The organism is Thermococcus camini (assembly GCF_904067545.1).
Taxonomy (GTDB): Archaea; Methanobacteriota_B; Thermococci; order Thermococcales; family Thermococcaceae; genus Thermococcus; species Thermococcus camini.
Map to the genome: position 1 here is coordinate 451388 of NZ_LR881183.1, position 17196 is coordinate 468583.

Annotated in this window: 18 protein-coding genes and 2 tRNA genes; 17 read left to right on the top strand and 3 right to left on the bottom strand. The window is 55.3% G+C overall.

Features of this window, described 5'->3' with window-relative positions:
* The first annotated feature begins 13 nt into the window (after positions 1-13).
* The 3 genes from TIRI35C_RS02420 (at position 14) to TIRI35C_RS02430 (ending at position 3603) form a co-directional block, all read left to right on the top strand.
* The gene (locus tag TIRI35C_RS02420; protein WP_188202961.1) at positions 14-1315 is read left to right on the top strand and encodes a hypothetical protein; all 1302 of its coding nucleotides are present in this window, start codon (positions 14-16) and stop codon (positions 1313-1315) included.
* Positions 1316-1355: 40 nt separating this feature from the next.
* Positions 1356-2159 carry an S-methyl-5'-thioadenosine phosphorylase gene (gene mtnP / locus TIRI35C_RS02425; RefSeq protein ID WP_188201593.1) on the top strand — a complete coding sequence of 268 codons (804 nt, stop codon included), beginning with the start codon at positions 1356-1358 and terminating at the stop codon, positions 2157-2159.
* A 106-nt stretch (positions 2160-2265) separates the two neighbouring features.
* Entirely contained in the window at positions 2266-3603 is a 1338-nt protein-coding gene (locus tag TIRI35C_RS02430) for an NAD(P)/FAD-dependent oxidoreductase (RefSeq protein WP_188201594.1), read from the top strand.
* 144 nt (positions 3604-3747) lie between these two features.
* On the opposite strand, the gene TIRI35C_RS02435 is transcribed toward TIRI35C_RS02430, so the two are convergent.
* Positions 3748-3825 (bottom strand) — tRNA-Gly (locus TIRI35C_RS02435).
* 106 nt (positions 3826-3931) lie between these two features.
* Here TIRI35C_RS02435 and TIRI35C_RS02440 point away from each other — a divergent pair.
* Positions 3932-4009: transfer RNA gene (locus TIRI35C_RS02440), tRNA-Arg, on the top strand.
* Between the two features lie 198 nt (positions 4010-4207).
* Here TIRI35C_RS02440 and udp read toward each other — a convergent pair.
* Positions 4208-5044, bottom strand: a complete 837-nt coding sequence (udp, locus tag TIRI35C_RS02445) for a uridine phosphorylase (RefSeq protein WP_188201595.1) — start codon at positions 5042-5044, stop codon at positions 4208-4210.
* 69 nt (positions 5045-5113) lie between these two features.
* Here udp and TIRI35C_RS02450 point away from each other — a divergent pair, with 69 nt between their 5' ends.
* The 13 genes from TIRI35C_RS02450 (at position 5114) to TIRI35C_RS02510 (ending at position 16377) form a co-directional block, all read left to right on the top strand.
* Positions 5114-6178, top strand: coding sequence for a pyridoxal-phosphate dependent enzyme (locus TIRI35C_RS02450; protein WP_188201596.1), 1065 nt, complete (start codon positions 5114-5116; stop codon positions 6176-6178).
* Positions 6179-6212: 34 nt separating this feature from the next.
* The gene (locus TIRI35C_RS02455) at positions 6213-7091 is read left to right on the top strand and encodes an MEMO1 family protein (protein ID WP_188201597.1); all 879 of its coding nucleotides are present in this window, start codon (positions 6213-6215) and stop codon (positions 7089-7091) included.
* A 37-nt stretch (positions 7092-7128) separates the two neighbouring features.
* Positions 7129-7437 carry a nucleotidyltransferase family protein gene (locus TIRI35C_RS02460; RefSeq protein ID WP_188201598.1) on the top strand — a complete coding sequence of 103 codons (309 nt, stop codon included), beginning with the start codon at positions 7129-7131 and terminating at the stop codon, positions 7435-7437.
* Positions 7434-7556 carry a HepT-like ribonuclease domain-containing protein gene (locus tag TIRI35C_RS02465; RefSeq protein ID WP_188201599.1) on the top strand — a complete coding sequence of 41 codons (123 nt, stop codon included), beginning with the start codon at positions 7434-7436 and terminating at the stop codon, positions 7554-7556. Before TIRI35C_RS02460 ends, TIRI35C_RS02465 begins: the two co-directional genes overlap by 4 nt.
* The gene (locus TIRI35C_RS02470) at positions 7553-8557 is read left to right on the top strand and encodes a mevalonate kinase (protein ID WP_188201600.1); all 1005 of its coding nucleotides are present in this window, start codon (positions 7553-7555) and stop codon (positions 8555-8557) included. The genes TIRI35C_RS02465 and TIRI35C_RS02470 overlap by 4 nt, the downstream gene beginning before the upstream one ends.
* Positions 8554-9345: an isopentenyl phosphate kinase gene (locus TIRI35C_RS02475; RefSeq protein WP_188201601.1), complete on the top strand. Its 792-nt coding sequence runs from the start codon at positions 8554-8556 to the stop codon at positions 9343-9345. Before TIRI35C_RS02470 ends, TIRI35C_RS02475 begins: the two co-directional genes overlap by 4 nt.
* A 57-nt stretch (positions 9346-9402) precedes the next feature.
* Positions 9403-10131 (top strand): hypothetical protein, encoded by a 729-nt coding sequence (locus tag TIRI35C_RS02480; RefSeq protein ID WP_188202962.1) that lies wholly within the window; start codon positions 9403-9405, stop codon positions 10129-10131.
* A gap of 51 nt (positions 10132-10182) precedes the next feature.
* Positions 10183-11301, top strand: coding sequence for a type 2 isopentenyl-diphosphate Delta-isomerase (gene fni / locus TIRI35C_RS02485; RefSeq protein ID WP_188201602.1), 1119 nt, complete (start codon positions 10183-10185; stop codon positions 11299-11301).
* 57 nt (positions 11302-11358) lie between these two features.
* Entirely contained in the window at positions 11359-11586 is a 228-nt protein-coding gene (locus tag TIRI35C_RS02490) for a hypothetical protein (protein WP_188201603.1), read from the top strand.
* Positions 11587-11770: 184 nt separating this feature from the next.
* The gene (locus TIRI35C_RS02495) at positions 11771-13105 is read left to right on the top strand and encodes an RNase J family beta-CASP ribonuclease (protein WP_188201604.1); all 1335 of its coding nucleotides are present in this window, start codon (positions 11771-11773) and stop codon (positions 13103-13105) included.
* A gap of 67 nt (positions 13106-13172) precedes the next feature.
* Complete coding sequence (locus tag TIRI35C_RS02500) at positions 13173-14204, top strand: polyprenyl synthetase family protein (RefSeq protein WP_188201605.1); 1032 nt, start codon at positions 13173-13175, stop codon at positions 14202-14204.
* Positions 14204-14815, top strand: a complete 612-nt coding sequence (locus tag TIRI35C_RS02505; RefSeq protein ID WP_188201606.1) for a DUF3267 domain-containing protein — start codon at positions 14204-14206, stop codon at positions 14813-14815. Before TIRI35C_RS02500 ends, TIRI35C_RS02505 begins: the two co-directional genes overlap by 1 nt.
* Positions 14816-14862: 47 nt before the next feature.
* The gene (locus tag TIRI35C_RS02510; RefSeq protein WP_197971662.1) at positions 14863-16377 is read left to right on the top strand and encodes an MFS transporter; all 1515 of its coding nucleotides are present in this window, start codon (positions 14863-14865) and stop codon (positions 16375-16377) included.
* Here TIRI35C_RS02510 and TIRI35C_RS02515 read toward each other — a convergent pair.
* Positions 16374-17087, bottom strand: a complete 714-nt coding sequence (locus tag TIRI35C_RS02515; protein WP_246454663.1) for a class I SAM-dependent methyltransferase — start codon at positions 17085-17087, stop codon at positions 16374-16376. The two genes, TIRI35C_RS02510 and TIRI35C_RS02515, sit on opposite strands and share 4 nt — an antisense overlap.
* Between the last annotated feature and the right edge of the window lie 109 nt (positions 17088-17196).

Below are 17196 nucleotides of genomic sequence, written 5' to 3' on the forward strand. Positions count from 1 at the left end.
TCCGGTGGAAATAATGGCCGCCGATGTTTACCGCGAGGCCCTTCGGCTGGCCTCTGATATACGGGACAAGTACCTGCGAGCAGTCACCTACGCTAAAATTGGCTATTACATGCACCGGGCTAAGAACCCCGAGTACGGTACTGCGTTTAAGTACGCCTTCAACGCGGTCGCCTCCATCGAGAACCCAGTTCTGGCAGTCAGGGCTCTTATGGAGATAGGCACCTACCTTCATCTGGCAGAAAAGAAGACGTCCAGAAAAGTCTTTGGACAGGCCCACGATGCAGTGCTCGACTTCCCCCAACCTCTCCGCGACGACCTCCTCAGTGAGCTTGTAGTGAGGCTTCTGGAGCTTGACCTGGTCGATGATGCCCTTTTCTACGTTGCCGACATCGAGGATACCGTAAAGCGCAACGACCTCCTTCTGAAGATACTCCGTGCGTACCTGAATCGCGGTAATATGCGCAGGGCCGCGAGGATCATCGAACAGATTGACGAGGAGCCCTGGCACTCAATAGCGGCCATCGAAGCGGTGAAGGAGCACCTTAAACGGGAGGAGTTCGGCAGTGCAATACGCGCCCTGTCTGAACTCAGGAGTGACTATTGGCTTGGCGAGGCCATGAGGGAGGTCGCAGTATATCTGAAAACATCCGACGTCCCCAAGGCAACCTACGAGAAGTTTGTGGATATAGCGCTGTCCCTCTCCGGTGAGACGGGTTCGGATGTTCTCAACTCCCTTCTAATCGGCCTTGGGAACCAGGGTGAGCTCGAGTTCGTCATGGGGATATTGAAACGGTTGCCCCCCGAGCAGAGAACCGCCGTACTCGAGGGAATCGTCAAGGTATCCGCCGACAGGGAGGAGATACTCTCCAGACTGCTGGAGCTTCTGAAGGGGGAGGAGTTTGAACACATAGCGGGTTTTGTGGTGGACCAGCTGCTCTCCAGGCCCATCAGCGAGAGGTACTCCAGTCTCGTTAAGTCAATAGGTGAGAGAACCCGGGAGGATGCGGTTCTCGTCAAAGTTGCCACGTACCTCTCCAAGCTTGGAGACTTTGACGGTGCATGGGAATTCGCCTCCCGCGTTCGTGGCCACTACCTCCGCTCGTTGGCCTTTGGCAGCATAGCTGTGGCGAAGCTCAATGCCGGGGATATAGACGGGGCGATAGATGCGGCCCTTGAGGTGAAGGACGCCAAGTGGGGCTCTTGGCTCCTCAGCGAGATACTGACGAAGATACTGGAACTCCAGACTGAGGGTGAGGTTAGAGAGGACATCGAGGAGCGGGCGGAGTACCAGAGGGGGCTCTGGGAAAAGGGCTAACGTTTTAAGACCGCCGCCCTTTCATCTTCCAGGTGATGCCATGCCGAGGATAGCAATTATTGGAGGTTCCGGAGTCTACGATCCGAAGCTGCTTCAGAACATCAGGGAGGAGTTCGTGAACACTCCCTATGGAAAGGTCCGGGTGAAGATCGGGGAGTACGACGGGGAGGAGATAGCCTTCCTCGCGAGGCACGGTGAGGGGCACAGCGTTCCTCCGCACAAGATAAACTACCGTGCCAACATCTGGGCGCTCTATGAGCTCGGTGTGGAGAGGATTCTTTCCACTTCAGCGGTTGGCTCCCTCAACGAGGCCATGAAGCCGGGCGACTTCGTCGTTCTCGACCAGCTTCTGGACTTCACCAAGACGAGGCACTACACATTCTACGACGGCGACGAGAGCCCGCATGACAGGAAGTTCGTTGCCCACGTGGACTTCACGGACCCGTACTGTCCCGAGCTCAGGAAGGCCCTGATAACCGCCGCCAAGGAGCTTGGCTTCGACTATCACCCAACGGGCACCTACGCCTGCATGGAGGGTCCGAGGTTCGAGACGAGGGCGGAGATACGGGCGCTCAAGATACTCGGTGCCGATGTCGTTGGAATGACTCAGTGTCCCGAGGCAGCCTTGGCGAGGGAGCTGGAGATATGCTACGCCAGCGTGGCCATAGTTACCAACTTCGCCGCCGGAATAAGCAGGGATAAGCTCACCCACACCGAGGTCGTTGAGCTGATGGCCAAGAAGAGCGAGGAGATAAAGTACCTCCTCATGAAGTCCATCAGGTACATTCCGAAGGAGCGCCACTGCGCCTGCAAGGACGCCCTGAAGGGCGCGACCGGAGACTGATGTCCTTTCCTGTTCTTTTATCCTCTTAAAAGTGCTTACGTTTTGAACTCGAGGTTAAAGAAATCGTTTAATAGTAGGCCGCCCTAATTCTTCATGGTGATGGAAAGTGAAGTACGACGTTGTTATTATCGGAGCAAGCGCCGGGGGCCTGACCACGGCGATCTCGGCCCGGAAGTTCTACCCCGACAAAAGCGTTCTGGTCATCAAGAGGGAAGATATCTCCATGATTCCCTGCGGCATCCCGTACATCTTTGGCACGCTGAATAGTGTTGATGATGATATTCTCCCTGTCGAGAAATTCCTGGAGCCGCTCGGCGTGGATGTCTTGACGGATGAGGTTACTGAGATCGACCCGAGGGCAAAGCTCGTGAGGACCGCCTCCGGGAAGGAGATCGCCTGGGAGAAGCTCGTCCTTGCGACCGGTTCAAAACCCGTGAAGCCGGAGTTCCCTGGCTCGGAGCTGGAGGGAGTTTACACCGTCCCGAAAGACTACCGCTACCTGAAGGAGTTCCGCGAGAGGGTTAAAACTGCGGAGAGAATAGTCATCGTTGGAGGCGGCTTCATAGCACTCGAGGTCGGTGATGAGATAAGAAAGCTCGGAAAGGACGTGACGATTCTCGTGAGGAGCAGGCTCCTGAGAAGCTCCTTCGATAGGGAGTTCAGCGAGATGGTCGCGGAACGACTTGAGGAGAGGAGCATAAAGGTTATCCATGGACAGGTTGAGCGGATCCTTGGTGGGGAAAGGGTCGAGCGGGTGAGGCTCATCGACGGAAGCGAGCTCCCTGCGGACCTCGTTATATTCTCCATCGGATACCGCCCGAACGTTGAGCTGGCCGTTAAGGCTGGCCTCAGGGTTACGCGCTACGGCATCTGGACCGACGAGTACATGAGAACCTCTCACCCGGACATCTTCGCCGTTGGCGACTGCGTGGAGCACAGGGACTTCTTCACGGGCAAGCCCTACGGTCTGATGCTTGCTTCAACGGCAACCTTCGAGGCAAGAATAGCCGGTGCGAACCTCTTCAAGCTCCAGATCGTCAGGGAGAACAGAAGGACGATAGGCGTCTATTCCACCAATGTTGCCGGTCTCACCCTTGCGGCCGCGGGCCTCACCGAGGAGGCCGCCAGAAGGGAGGGCTTCGAGGTCATAGTTGGCTATGGAAAAGGTCCCGACAGGCACCCGGCTAAGTTCCCGGACACCTCGATGGTGACGGTTAAGCTGATATTCTCCCGTGACAGGGGAGCGATACTCGGTGCCCAGATAGCCGGTGGAAAGAGTGTTGGCGAGATGATAAACATTCTCGCCCTCGCGATACAGAAGAGACTCACCGCGAGCGAGCTTTACACACTCCAGATAGCGACCCACCCCCTCCTAACGGCTTCTCCGGTCGGCTATCAGATACTCCAGGCGGCTGAGGATGCGTTGGCAAAGCTGAGAGCCTGAGGAGCTTTGTGCGATTTCCAGCTTCTTTTTTTGTTTTGGCCTTTTGGAAAAAGTTGGTCGAAAATATTCTTCTCTCCGAAAGGTAAAAAGTAAGTTGTGCAGTACAGAGACATTTGATCAAACTTTTCTCCAGAAAAGTTTGTGTGGTGCGGTGGCCGGGATTTGAACCCGGGCCAGCGGCGTGGCAGGCCGCTGTCCTAGACCAGGCTAGACTACCACCGCATTCCGCGGCCCGTTACATACTCACCTGCGGTTGATTTATAAATCTTTCGGTCCTGTGGGACGGTTAAATTTATAAAGCGTTTCCGGGAAGGTTTAGCTGGCAAGTGCCCCGGTGGCCTAGTCTGGATAGGGCGCAAGGCTGCGGACCTTGAGGTCCGGGGTTCGAATCCCCGCCGGGGCGCCACAAAAACTTCGTCTTCACAAAGTTGCTCGGTAGGGGCTTATCAAAGTTGGTAGCTCCTTCTGGAAGCTGAATAGCTAGAAATTTTAATTCATCCAACTACTCCATTGGCGCAGGTTTAACTTTAAATCCACACCCGAATGGCGTTAATAAGAGATAAAGAAATCTTTGCAGGCGTTTTAAGAAAACAAAAACTTGGTGTCAAACCCTCCTCAGCCCCGGGAACCAGACCTTCTTTCCGGCCTTCTCCTTTTCCTCGTCCCACTCGGCGAGTATCTTGACCGCCTCGCTGGCAACCAGCGCTGCCTCCTTTTCACCGGCCTTGCCGAACTCGTTGGTTATCCTGTTGGCGAAGACCGCACAGACGCATCCTGCACGCAGTCCGTATATGTTCGCGAGGGTGTAGAGCGTCGCCGCCTCCATCTCGAAGTTGGTAACCCTAGCCTGCCTCAGGTCGTCGAGTATGTTCTTTGCGAAGCTCGGGAAGTAGCCGTTTAAACCGGGCCTTCCCTGGCCGAGGTAGAAGCTGTCGGTTGAAGCGGTTATGCCGATGTGGTAGCGCACTCCGAGGGTCTCAGCGGCTTCAATCAGTGCGAGGGTGACTTCAAGGTCTGCAACCGCGGGATACTCAACCCTCACATACTGCTTCGAAGTTCCTTCGAGCCTAACCGCCGCTTTCGCTATAATCAGGTCGCCTATCTCCATTCCGGGCTGTATCGCGCCGGTGGAGCCGACGCGGATGAAGGTGTCGGCACCTATCGCCGCGAGCTCCTCTATGGCTATCGCCGTCGAGGGCCCGCCTATTCCGGTCGAGGTAACGCTTATTGGAACTCCTTTGTATTTCCCGGTGTGAGTTCTGTACTCCCTGTGGAAGGCTATCTCCTTCGCCTCATCCCAGAGGGAGCTTATCTTCGGCACCCTCTCCGGATCCCCTGGCAGAAGGACGTACCTCGAAACGTCCCCCGGCTTGCAGGCGATGTGGTACTGGTACCCTTCCTTCGTTTGGGGCCTGTCCGCTGAAACAAACTTTTCCACCATGGCAACCACCTTTTTATTCACCTGTGCCATAGATATCAACGCACGCCCTAAAAAGCCTTGGGTGGTACCATGCTCGTCTGTTCACACTGTGGAAAAGTGCACCCTGAGACGTTTCGCCTGACCTGTGACTGCGGCGGCACTCTGTTTGTGGAGAGGGACTACGTCGATTTCTTTGGTGGCCTCAGGCCCCATATCGATATGCGGCGCTACCTAAATTTCCTTCCGGTGGGAGAAGGTTACCTCCCTCCAGCAACGCCGGCGATAACCCCCGTGAGTGCCCTTCGCATCGGCCAGGTCAGTGGATTCTTCAAGCTCGAATACCTCCAGCCAAGTGGTTCCTTCAAGGACAGGGGCACCTACGTGACGGTGGCGAAGCTGAGGGAAGAAGGCATCACCGAGGTTGTCCTCGACAGCTCCGGAAACGCGGCTCTAAGCTTTGCCCTCTACGGACTCTCCGCGGGAATAAGGGTTCACACGTTCGTTTCCTACGATACAAGTCCCGGAAAGCTCTCACTCCTCCAGCGCTTTGGGGCGGTGATGCACTTCGTTGACGGCGACAGGATGACCGTTCACAAAAAAGCTAAAGAGTTCGCGGAGCAGAGCGGGATTATCTACGTCTCCCACTGGCTCAACTCCTACTTCATCGAGGGAACAAAGACGGTTGCCTTTGAGGTTTTTGAGCAACTCGGCATTCCCGACTACGTCCTATCGCCGGCGGGCAGCGGGACGCTCTTCCTTGGCCTCTGGAAAGGATTTTCGGAACTTATGAAGATGGGCGTGGTTGATGAACTTCCGAGGCTCGTTGCCGTTCAAGCTTCCGGCTACGAAAGCCTCTGCGAGCGCTCATCAATGAAGAACGATACTGCGGATGGTATAACGATTCCTGAACCTCCCCGGCTTCATGATATGAAGAGGGCGCTTAAGGAAACCAACGGCCTGTGCGTAAGCGTGGATGAGCTTGAAACAATGGAAGCGCTCAACTGGCTCAAGAGGCATGGCTTCCTCGTCGAGCCGACCTCCGCGGTAGTTCTCGCGGCCCTCTGGAAGCTAATGGAATCGGGATGGATTGGGGGAGGGTCAAGGGTTCTCCTACCGCTTACAGGCTCCGGGCTAAAGATGGTTGAAGGTATTTAAGGATTGAATCCCAAGAATCCTTGGGGGTGAGACTATGGAAGTAAGGTATCCCGCAGTTGCAGGCAGCTTCTATCCATCTGGGGATGCTCTCATCGAGATGCTTGAGGAGTTCTTGGGCGACCTGGGAGAGGAGGGGAGTGACAGGAGGATAACCGCTGGAGTTGCACCCCACGCGGGTTATATATTCTCGGGCTACACCGCATCGAGGACATACAAGACAATCTTTGAAGACGGCCTTCCCGAGACCTTCGTACTCCTCGGGCCGAACCACACCGGCCTCGGCTCTCCGATAGCGGTCTATCCCTCTGGAAAGTGGCGCACACCGCTCGGTGACGTCGATGTTGATTCCGAGATGGCCAGAGCTATAGCGAAGCTCTCCGGTATAGCGGATTTGGACGAGATTGCCCACAAATACGAGCACTCGATAGAGGTTCAGCTTCCCTTCATCCAGTATCTGGCCGAGAAAGCGGGAAGGGAAGTCAAGATAGTTCCAATAGCCCTCGGCATTCAGGATGAGGAGGTTTCTGAAGACCTCGGAAAAGCTATCCTTGAAGCCTCTAAGGAGCTCGGCAGGGACGTCCTCGTTATTGCCAGCACGGACTTCATGCACTACGGAGCAATGTACGGCTACGTGCCCTTCAGAGCGAGGGCTGATGAGCTCCCGCACAGGATAAAGGAGTGGGATTTTCGCATAATAAGGAGGATTCTCGACTTCGATGTTGGGGGCATGTTCAGGGAGCTCCGCGAGATGGGCCACACAATGTGTGGGCCGGGTGGAGTTGGAACTGCGGTGGTTTACTCCCGCCTTGCCGGAGCGCTTGAGGCGGAGCTGCTTCACTACACGACGAGCTATGAGGTGAGCCGCTCCACGGATGCCATCGTGGGCTACGCGAGTATCGTCTTCAAGCGGTGAACGAAAAGGCCATAAGGGGCTTTTCTTATTTCCTACCATGCAGACCACACGCATTGGAACGCTTGAGGATGTTCAAAGAATCCTGCGTGCCCACAGGAAGGAACTGAGGGAGAAATACGGTGTTAAGCGTATTGGTATCTTCGGCTCTTATTCCCGAAACGAGCAGAGGATAGACAGCGACGTTGACATTCTCGTGGAGTTCGAGCAGCCCGTTGGGTTAATGACCTTCGTCTGTCTCCAGGAATACCTAGAGGAACTCCTTGGGGTCAAAGTTGACCTTGTAACCAAGGGCGCCCTGAAGAGACGCATTAGAGAACGGATTCTTAAAGAGGTGAAGTACGTATGAGAGACAAGTTAATTCACGCTTATTTCGGTGTTGACCTCTCGCTTATCTGGTACACTGTTCAGAACGAGCTTGACGATTTGGAAAACGTTATGAGAAAGCTTTTGGAGGGTCAAAGATGAGGGTTCTGGCATCCGCTCCGGCTAAAATTATCCTCTTCGGCGAACACAGCGTCGTTTACGGCAAGCCTGCCATTGCCGCAGCAATAGACCTCAGAACCTATGTCTGGGCTGAGTTCAACGATAGAGGTGCAATTAAGATAGAGGCCAAGGACATACGCGTCCCTGGTTTGACCGTTTCATTCTCCGAGGACGAGATTTACTTTGAGAGCGACTATGGTAAAGCTGCCGAGGTTCTCAGCTATGTCCGTCAGGCGATAGAGCTTGTTAGAGAGGAGGCCGATGCTAATGGGAAAGGGATTACAGTCTCGATAACGTCCCAGATTCCAGTTGGGGCTGGTCTCGGCTCATCTGCTGCCGTTGCGGTTGCGACCATCGGGGCGGTCTCAAAACTGCTCGGCCTTGAGCTGACCAACGAGGAGATAGGAAAGCTGGGTCATAGGGTCGAACTCCTCGTCCAGGGGGCATCGAGCGGTATAGACCCAACGGTTTCGGCCATAGGTGGCTTCATCCACTACGAGAAGGGGAACTTCGAGCACCTGCCCTTCATGGAGCTGCCCATAGTCGTCGGCTACACGGGTTCGAGCGGGTCAACCAAGGAACTCGTGGCTATGGTAAGGAGAACCTACGAGGAGATGCCGGAGGTTATAGAACCGGTGCTCATAGCGATGGGCAAGATAGTCGAGAAAGCCCGGGAGGTAATAACCTCGGACCTCGATGACGAAATCCGCTTCGTCCAGCTGGGCAGGCTCATGAACATCAACCATGGTCTCCTCGATGCCCTCGGGGTCTCGACGAAAAAGCTCAGCGAGCTGGTCTATGCCGCGAGGGTTGCGGGGGCTATAGGGGCAAAGATAACCGGTGCCGGTGGTGGCGGCTGCATGTACGCCTTGGCTCCCGAGAACCAGAGCGAAGTGGCAACGGCCATAACGATAGCCGGCGGGACGCCGATGATAACGAGGATAAGCCGTGAAGGGCTTCGCATAGAGGAGGTTCTGCCATGATAATCGTCAAGGTTGGCGGCAGCGTTTTCAGCGACAAGAAAGGTGAACCGGAGAACTTTGACCATGAAACCGTGGGGAACATAGCGAGGGAGATAGCGGGCTTTTACCCCCGTGAGGACTTCATCATCGTCCACGGCGGCGGGAGCTTCGGCCACCATTACGCCAAGAAATATGGAATAAGAGAAGGCCTTCCGGAGGACTGGGATACCGCCAACTTCAGGAGGATAGGCTTCACCGAGACACATCAGGCCATGCTCCGGGCAAATGCGAACTTTATCAAAGCCTTCATCCGCGAGGGTCTGCCGGCCTTCTCGGTCTCGACATCGTCCGTCTTCATAACCGAGAACGGCGAAGTTGTTTACGGTGACCTTGAGATAATCGAAAGGCTCCTTGAACTCAGGTTCATTCCCGTTCTCTTCGGAGACGTCTCGATAGACCTCGCGAAGGGCATCGACATACTCTCCGGCGACCAGATCATCACTTACCTCGCCAAGATGCTCGGGCCGAAGAAGGTGATATTCCTCATGGACGTTGACGGCATCTACGACGGCAGGCCCGGCGAAGGGAGACTGATTCAGAACCTCTCGAAGGGAGATATAGACCCCCTCCTCGAAAGGCTCCACTGCACAGCAGCTGGAACCGACGTCACCGGCGGAATCTGCAACAAGCTGAGGGAGGCGAAGAAGATAGCGGAGCACTCGGAGGTCTGGTTCGTCAACGGGAAGGTTCCGAGAAGGCTGAGTGGAGCGATAAGGGGCGACGGCTTCGGAACGAAGATTAGAGGGTAACGTCCACAAATCGTAAACTTTTTATTTTCATCCAGGTATTCGCCACGGGGATTCGTGATGGGTAGAAAGGCTCTCGCCGTTGTGCTTATCCTTGTGGTCTTCGGATGGGCGTTCCTCGGCATTGAAACGGCCGCCAGAATGGGCGCTCTGAACGACTTCATGGCCGGCCCGGAGGACCTCAGGGTCACCAGCTCCGTTGTGGAGACATCGAACGGGTCTGTACTTGTCATCGAGTGGCATCTTCAGAGGAAGCCCCTGGAGCGGCTCCTGAACGACCGTGACTCGGTGTTCCTGTTCTACCCATCAGGGATTCATATATCGGGAGGCGTTTACCCGGTAATGGGCCGCCTTCCATGGGTGAACCTCACCGTTTACCCCTCTGGGAGGCTGGTAAACCGGAGCGAGATTGATTATACCATATGGTACTACGACACCCCAGGCTGGGCCGTTCCGAAGGTTGAGATGGTGAGGGCGGTCTATCCCGTTCCCCCAAACGTGAGCGGGGGTAGGATAGAAATTCCCCTTGTGGCAACCGGTTGGTCTCTCTGTTCCTCTGTCCCAGTAATCTTCGCTTACTTCCATGACACCGGCGGAAAGCATGTTAATCCGGATTACATTGCCCTCAGGCCTGAGCTTCACCTCGGTCCGAACTACCCCCTCTTCGGCAACGGCACGCTTGAGGTGCTCTTTGACTTCAACACGACCCACTGGGTCGAACGGTATGTGGGGAAGCGCGGCGGCTGGGTGGAGGTTGGGGTCTTCAACGTGACGCTGCCCTGCAACTGAAGTTCCAAAAACCTCTTAACTTCCCCCATCCTTTTTCCATCGGTGGTGTGAATGCAGGCGTTCGATAAGGAGGAGCTCACGATCATCAGGAAGTTCGAGCACATAGAGCACTGCCTGAAGAGAAACGTTCAGGCCCACGTTTCCAACGGTTTTGAGGATGTTCACTTCGTCCACATGAGCCTGCCTGAGATAGACAAGGAGGAGATAGACCTCAGCGTTGAGTTCCTTGGGAGGAAGTTCGATTACCCGATTTTCATAGCCGGAATGACCGGCGGAACGAAAGGCTCTCAGCTCGCCGGGAAGATAAACAAGACTTTAGCGAAGGCCGCCCAGGAACTCAATATACCGATGGGCGTTGGAAGTCAGAGAGCGATGATAAGGAAGCCCGAGACGTGGGAGAGTTACTACGTTAGAGACGTTGCCCCTGATGTTTTCCTCGTCGGCAACCTCGGGGCACCGCAGTTTTCCGAGACCATTAAAGAGCGCTACGGAATTGATGAGGCGCTGAAAGCGGTCGGGACGATTCAGGCGGACGCTCTGGCGATCCACATGAACCCGCTCCAGGAGAGCGTCCAGCCGGAGGGGGACACGCAGTACAGGGGTGTTTTGAATGCCCTGGCAGAACTCAAGGCCGAGTTTCCATATCCCATAATAGCGAAGGAAACCGGTGCCGGCGTTTCGATGGAGGTCGCGATAAGGCTTGAGGGCATCGGCATAGACGCCATCGATGTTGGTGGCCTCGGTGGGACGAGCTGGAGCGGTGTTGAATACTACCGCGCCAAGGACGAGATGGGCAGGAACCTCGCCCTGAAATTCTGGGACTGGGGAATTAAGACGGCCATAAGCGTCGCCGAGGTTCGCTACGCCACCGACCTGCCGATAATAGCCACCGGCGGAATGCGCGACGGGATAACGATGGCTAAGGCATTGGCGATGGGTGCGACCTTCGCAGGAGTGGCTCTACCGCTCCTCAAACCTGCTGTCAAAGGCGACGTTGAGGGAGTCATCAAAATCCTCAGGCGCTACATAGAGGAGATTCGCAATGCAATGTTCCTCGTTGGAGCCAGAAACGTCGAGGAGCTTAGAAGGGTCCCGCTCGTTATCACTGGCTTCACACGGGAGTGGCTGGAGCAGAGGGTGGATTTGGGACTGTATTTGCGGAGCAGGTAATTCTCCTTTTGGGTTATCTTTTTAAACTCTCGATTATAGTAATCTCTGGGGGCCATCATGGAGAAGGAAAAGGAATCTAAGGTTAGGCTCGCCGCGGACTTGGTAGAAGGTTTTGCGCTCACATGGAATCCCTTTACGATGGCCCTTTCAGTTGCCGCATCTTTTCTTGAGACGATTATCACGAAGTTTGAAACAACCCTCCGGAGAAACGCCTTCTACCTCCTGGGTGCGTTGGTGGGAACTCTTTCCTCCTATTATTCTGCTGGTACCTGGTTCATGGAGTAGGACGGAATCTGGTGGATACCAGCTGGCCTGGTTATTGCCTCTGCCCTCGGGATCCCGGTAACTTGGTACTTTGAGCAAAAAGAAACCTGAGATGAATGCACACCTTTTTAAACCCCTGCCCACAACTAAGACCAACGCAGCCCCACGCCTCAGGAGAGGCCTGGGGGCGTAAGGAGGAATAGACATGATAAAAATCTACACCATTAGCGGTTACGAGGAAGTCGGCAAGAACATGACCGCCGTCGGCTACTCTAACGGCGGCCGGGAAGAGGTCGTTATAATTGACATGGGGATAAGGCTCGACCGCGTTCTCATCCACGAGGACGTCAATATCCAGCAGTTTCCGGCCAAGGAGCTCCAGAAGCTCGGCGCCATTCCAGATGATTCCATTCTCAGGAACAAGAAGGTCGTCGCCATAACCTTCACCCACGGGCACCTGGACCACATAGGCGCCATCGGTAAACTCGCGCCCCACTATCCTGACGTGCCCATATACGGAACGCCGTATACAATAAAGCTCGCCAAGAGCGAGGTAAAGAGCGAGCAGTATTTTGAGGTCAAGAACCCCATGTACGAGACCGGGTTTGGTGAAATAGTCCAGGTGAGTGAGAACCTGGCGATAGAGTTCGTCCAGATAACCCACTCCATTCCCCAGGCGGCTATGGTCGTCGTCCACACGCCCGAGGGCGCGGTCGTCCACACAGGCGACTTCAAGTTCGACAACAACAATCCCCTCGGCGAGAGGCCCGACTACAAACGCCTGAAGGAGCTCGGCAAGGAGGGCGTCAAGGTTCTCATTCCAGAATCCACGCGCGTAGCCGAGCCGACCAAAACCCCGAGCGAGGCAGTGGCTCAGATGCTTCTGGAGGACTTCTTCCTCTACGAGGGCATGGAGGCCGATGGGCTGATAGCGACGACCTTCGCCAGCCACATCCCCAGGCTCCAGGAGCTCATATGGATAGCCAACAAGATGGGCAGGCAGGCGGTCTTCGTGGGCCGCTCCCTGGCCAAATACACCGGCATCGCCAAGCAGCTCGGGCTGATAAGAATGAAGGGCGCCCGAGCTGTCAGGAGTCCCAACGCCATAAGGAAGGTTCTCGCGGAGGTCTCGGGCGCGAGGGAGAACTACCTTCTCGTGGTCACCGGACACCAGGGAGAGCCAGGTGCGGTCCTCACGAGGATGGCCAACGGGGAGCTATACGACATCGGCAAGCGCGACACCGTTGTCTTCTCCGCCGGGACGATACCGAATCCGCTCAACAAGGCCCAGCGATACGTCCTTGAGACGAAACTCAAGATGAAGGGAGTCAGAATGATAAAAGACCTCCACGTCAGCGGCCACGCCAGCAGGGAAGATCACAGGTACCTCATCAGAATGCTGAACCCGGAGAACATAGTTCCAGCGCACGGTGAGTTCAGAATGCTCACCCACTACGCGGAGCTGGCCGAGGAGGAAGGCTACCTGATAGGCAGGGACGTCTTCGTGTCGAGGAACGGCTACCTGGTCGAGATAAGGTAGGGTAAAACTGATAAAGAGTTGCCCTATTTTTCCTTTAGATTGCTTTCATCACTCACGGGGTGATACAATGGGGAAGTACGATGAGCTGTTCGCAAGGGTTAAAGCCAAAGCTAAGGACGTTGATAAAACAATATTCGATCTCATCCCGGAAAAGGAGCCGAGGGCCCTCTATGAGGCGTCCAGACACTATCCGCTCGCCGGTGGAAAGAGGGTTCGCCCCTTCGTGGTTCTCCGTGCCGCTGAAGCCGTCGGCGGCGACCCAAGAAAGGCCCTATATCCAGCAGCAGCCGTCGAGTTCATCCACAACTACTCCCTCGTCCACGACGACATAATGGACATGGATGAGCTGAGGCGCGGAAGACCGACCGTCCACAAGCTCTGGGGCGTCAACATGGCGATTCTGGCTGGAGACCTGCTCTTCAGCAAGGCCTTTGAGGCGATAGCCAGGGCCGATGTTAGTCCGGAGAAGAAGGCTAAAATCCTTGACGTTCTGGTCAGGACATCCAACATGCTCTGCGAGGGACAGGCCCTCGACATCGAGTTCGAGACCAGAAAGGAGGTTACCGTCGAGGAGTACCTCAAGATGATCAGCGGAAAAACCGGTGCCCTTTTCCAGGGTTCGGCCGAGATAGGCGCGATAGTTGGGACCGATAACGGAGAGTACATCAAAGCCCTCGCCAAGTGGGGAATGAACGTCGGAATAGCCTTCCAGATATGGGACGACGTGCTGGATTTGATTGCCGATGAGGAGAAGCTTGGAAAACCCGTGGGGAGTGACATACGCAAGGGTAAGAAGACGCTGATAGTGGGGCACTTCTTCCAGAACGCGAGCGAGGAAGATAAGGCCGAGTTCCTTAAGGTCTTTGGCAAATACGCCGGCGATGCCAAGGGCGATGCGCTGATACACGACGAGCAGGTTAAGGGGGAAGTTGCTAAAGCCATCGAGCTTCTCAAAAAGTACGGCAGCATCGATTACGCCGCACAATACGCCAAGAACCTGGTTGAGGAGGCCAACGAAGCTTTGAAAGTCCTCCCGGAGAGCGAGGCGAGGAAGGACCTTGAACTCCTTGCCGAGTTCCTCGTGGAGAGGGAGTTCTGATGGGGGAGCTGAGGCTCTCCGATTATTCCTCGGATATTTTTATCCTGTCCCTTATCCTGCTCGTTGTTTCAGGGCTGGCGGTGCCGTGGGCCCAAGTGTCCGTAAGCTCTCTTGGGGAGTTCCTTTACCTTCTCGTTCTGCCGTGGCTCGTACTGATTCCGCTCCACGAGGGCCTGCACGCGCTTGTTGCCAGGCTCTTCGGCGCGAGGGTTAGGTTCGGGGTGACCTCTTTCGGAAAGCTCATCGTCGCTCCATACGTTGCCATCGAAACGCCTCTCCGCGCGAGGAGATACGCCCTCGTCTCACTTGCCCCGCTCCTCCCCTCAGCTGTCTTCCTGTCCCTGGCCTGGTTCCTCCGTTCCAACTTCTGGGCTCTTGCCTATGTCTTCAACACGGCCGGCATGGCGGGTGATTTCCTCACGGCCCTTTGGCTCCTCAGGTTGCCTCCCGATTCGGAAGTCTTCGACGACGGGACGGCCCTCGTCTCCGATGCAGAGATTTCCACCTCCTATCCAGGATGGGTTTCACCTGCCCTGAAGGTCGCGATTCTTCTGCTCTTTCTCGTGATTCTCATCCTGGGCCGGGTGGAAGTCGTCGTCGAGAACGGCTGAGCAAACCTTATAACATCGCTCCCCGAAATGGTTCTCTGGTGGATTAAGTGGGACAGTCTAAGTGGGGAGTTCTCTACGTAATGAGTGCGGCGCTCTTCATAATGTTCATCGACACAACGATGATGAACGTTTCCATAAGCGCCCTTGTTAAGGATTTGGACACCACCGTGACTGGTGTCCAGGGCGCGATAGCCCTTTACGCCCTTGTAATGGCCGCGTTCATGATACCGGGTGCAAAACTTGCCGATATTTGGGGGACGAGGAAGGTCTTTTTCAGAGGGCTGGTTATATATACCGTTGGAACGCTGATGGCAGCTTTCGCCCCCAACCTGGCTTTTCTGTTCCTTGGATGGTCTATCCTTGAGGGCATAGGCGCTGCGATGATGATGCCCGCAACGGTTACCTACATAACAAAGGCTTACACTGGCCGGGACAGGGCCTTTGCCTTTGGTGTCTGGGGTGGCGTCGGCGGCGCTGCCGCTGCCTTCGGTCCGATAATCGGGGGGTTCTTTACGACTTACTTCACCTGGCGCCTCGGCTTCTTTATGGAGGCAATAATAGCGGCTGGAATCTTTGCCCGCTTGAGGATACTCTCGGACTACAGACCCAGGCGGAAAGTAAATCTCGACGTTGTTGGTGCCATCCTGGTTGGGGTGGGTCTGTTTCTCCTGACTCTCTCGGTGCTCATCATGGACCCTCTATCTAATCCGCCGGTTCTGCTCCTCATGGTTCTCGGCCTTGTAACCCTGTTTCTCTTTTGGCGTCACGAGAAGAATCTGAGGGGTAAGGAGGATGTCTTAATCGACGTGGAAGTCTTCAGGTCAAGGGCCTTCACTGTGGCTAACCTCGTGAGCCTCTTTTTCCAGGTAAGCCTTGCCGGCCTGATGTTCACTGTTCCCGTCTTCGTTCAGCAGTACCTCGGGTACAACGCCATCCAAACTGGTTTTGTCGTGATTCCCCTTTCGGTGATGATGTTCCTCTCTTCATTGGCCGGTCAGAAGTTTGCAAAACACCTCACGCCCAAGAGGATAATCCAGCTTGGAATAGGACTGACGTTCTTTGGTCTTTACTTTATTCTCGATGTTCTGGGGCCGGGGGTTACCGGAAAAGAGTTTGCCCCTGGCTTTGCCCTCTATGGAACGGGATACGGTCTGATATTCTCCCAGATAACCAACCTGGCCATGATGGGGGTCAAGCCGGAACAGCAGGCCGACGCATCGGGAATATTCAACGCCCAGAAGCAGTTTGGATTATCTCTCGGCACTGCATTCATAGGGGCGGTTCTGGTTCTGGGGGTTATCCAGAGCATAACCCGGCAGATATATGAGTCTGGGCTCTTCGAGGGGAGCAGAGAGGAGATAAGAGAGGCAGTGATTCAGTGGATACTAAAAATGCAGGCCGGAGAGCTCAGCGTGCCGCCGGAGTATCACGATTTGGTTATCAAAATCCTGAGGATTTCGTTCGTCGATGCGATGAGGCTGGCGATGGCCGTTATGATGGGATTGTTAGTCATCAGCGTGGCCCTGTCCTTCTTCCTGCCCGCTGGCGAGGGAGGGGGCTAACCTTCCACGATCAGCCAGCCAACCGGCGGATGCTCCGCGCCTCTCTTCCACTTTTCGTAGGCTTTGTCCCACCTCCTCAGGAGTTCAGCGCGCTTTTTCTCGTCCTTTATCTTTTCCACGTACTCGCGCGGGATGTAGGCGAGATAGTGCGGCAGGTCCGGTTCAAGGGTTCCACTCTCGATAACCTCTCCGCCGGCTTTTTCAATCAGCTCGGTTAGTTTCTCAAGCGTCGGGTAGTGCAGGTCGTCTTTCTCACCGAACAGCGCCTCAAAAATCTCCTCGCGCAGGTTGTACAGCTCAAGGTGCGCCCTCTGCCTCTCGTTGTTTGCTATGGGCAGACTCTCCGCGATGAAGACCTTCTCGGAAACCCGGAGCATCTCCGAGATGACCTTTACCATAGTTTCCTCGCTCTTCAGGCTCCGGATTCCGTGGACGAGAACGGCTAAATCAAAGGCCTTAAACGGGAACGGGAGCTCCCTTGCATCAACCTTGAGCGGGATTATCCGGTGCTTTAGGCCAGTCGCGGTTGTTATCTCATCGAAGAAGCGCCACCTTGAGACCTCCACCGCCACAACACGGCCGCTTTCTCCGACGAGGTAAGCCAATGGAACGGTAGTTAATGCATGTGCGCCACACCCAACCTCAAGGACGTTCATGCCCTTCTCAAGCGGTGCAAATTGAAGGACGCGGAAGCGTTCGAGCATTTCCATATGCAACCAGTTTGGAGGTAGAGGAGGCTCGTTCCGGGAAGGAATTTTTGGGAGGACTTCTTTCTTAAACGTTTTTTCATTAAAACGCATGGAAGACACCAGAAAAAGC

Coding starts and splice junctions, on each gene's coding strand:
- mtnP (WP_188201593.1), top strand. CDS start 1,356: ATGCCGAGGATAGCAATTATTGGAGGTTCCGGAGTCTACGATCCGAAG.
- TIRI35C_RS02470 (WP_188201600.1), top strand. CDS start 7,553: ATGAGGGTTCTGGCATCCGCTCCGGCTAAAATTATCCTCTTCGGCGAA.
- fni (WP_188201602.1), top strand. CDS start 10,183: ATGCAGGCGTTCGATAAGGAGGAGCTCACGATCATCAGGAAGTTCGAG.
- TIRI35C_RS02515 (WP_246454663.1), bottom strand. CDS start 17,087: ATGGAAATGCTCGAACGCTTCCGCGTCCTTCAATTTGCACCGCTTGAG.
- udp (WP_188201595.1), bottom strand. CDS start 5,044: ATGGTGGAAAAGTTTGTTTCAGCGGACAGGCCCCAAACGAAGGAAGGG.
- TIRI35C_RS02465 (WP_188201599.1), top strand. CDS start 7,434: ATGAGAGACAAGTTAATTCACGCTTATTTCGGTGTTGACCTCTCGCTT.
- TIRI35C_RS02460 (WP_188201598.1), top strand. CDS start 7,129: ATGCAGACCACACGCATTGGAACGCTTGAGGATGTTCAAAGAATCCTG.
- TIRI35C_RS02500 (WP_188201605.1), top strand. CDS start 13,173: ATGGGGAAGTACGATGAGCTGTTCGCAAGGGTTAAAGCCAAAGCTAAG.
- TIRI35C_RS02495 (WP_188201604.1), top strand. CDS start 11,771: ATGATAAAAATCTACACCATTAGCGGTTACGAGGAAGTCGGCAAGAAC.
- TIRI35C_RS02450 (WP_188201596.1), top strand. CDS start 5,114: ATGCTCGTCTGTTCACACTGTGGAAAAGTGCACCCTGAGACGTTTCGC.
- TIRI35C_RS02490 (WP_188201603.1), top strand. CDS start 11,359: ATGGAGAAGGAAAAGGAATCTAAGGTTAGGCTCGCCGCGGACTTGGTA.
- TIRI35C_RS02455 (WP_188201597.1), top strand. CDS start 6,213: ATGGAAGTAAGGTATCCCGCAGTTGCAGGCAGCTTCTATCCATCTGGG.
- TIRI35C_RS02480 (WP_188202962.1), top strand. CDS start 9,403: ATGGGTAGAAAGGCTCTCGCCGTTGTGCTTATCCTTGTGGTCTTCGGA.
- TIRI35C_RS02505 (WP_188201606.1), top strand. CDS start 14,204: ATGGGGGAGCTGAGGCTCTCCGATTATTCCTCGGATATTTTTATCCTG.
- TIRI35C_RS02475 (WP_188201601.1), top strand. CDS start 8,554: ATGATAATCGTCAAGGTTGGCGGCAGCGTTTTCAGCGACAAGAAAGGT.
- TIRI35C_RS02420 (WP_188202961.1), top strand. CDS start 14: ATGGCCGCCGATGTTTACCGCGAGGCCCTTCGGCTGGCCTCTGATATA.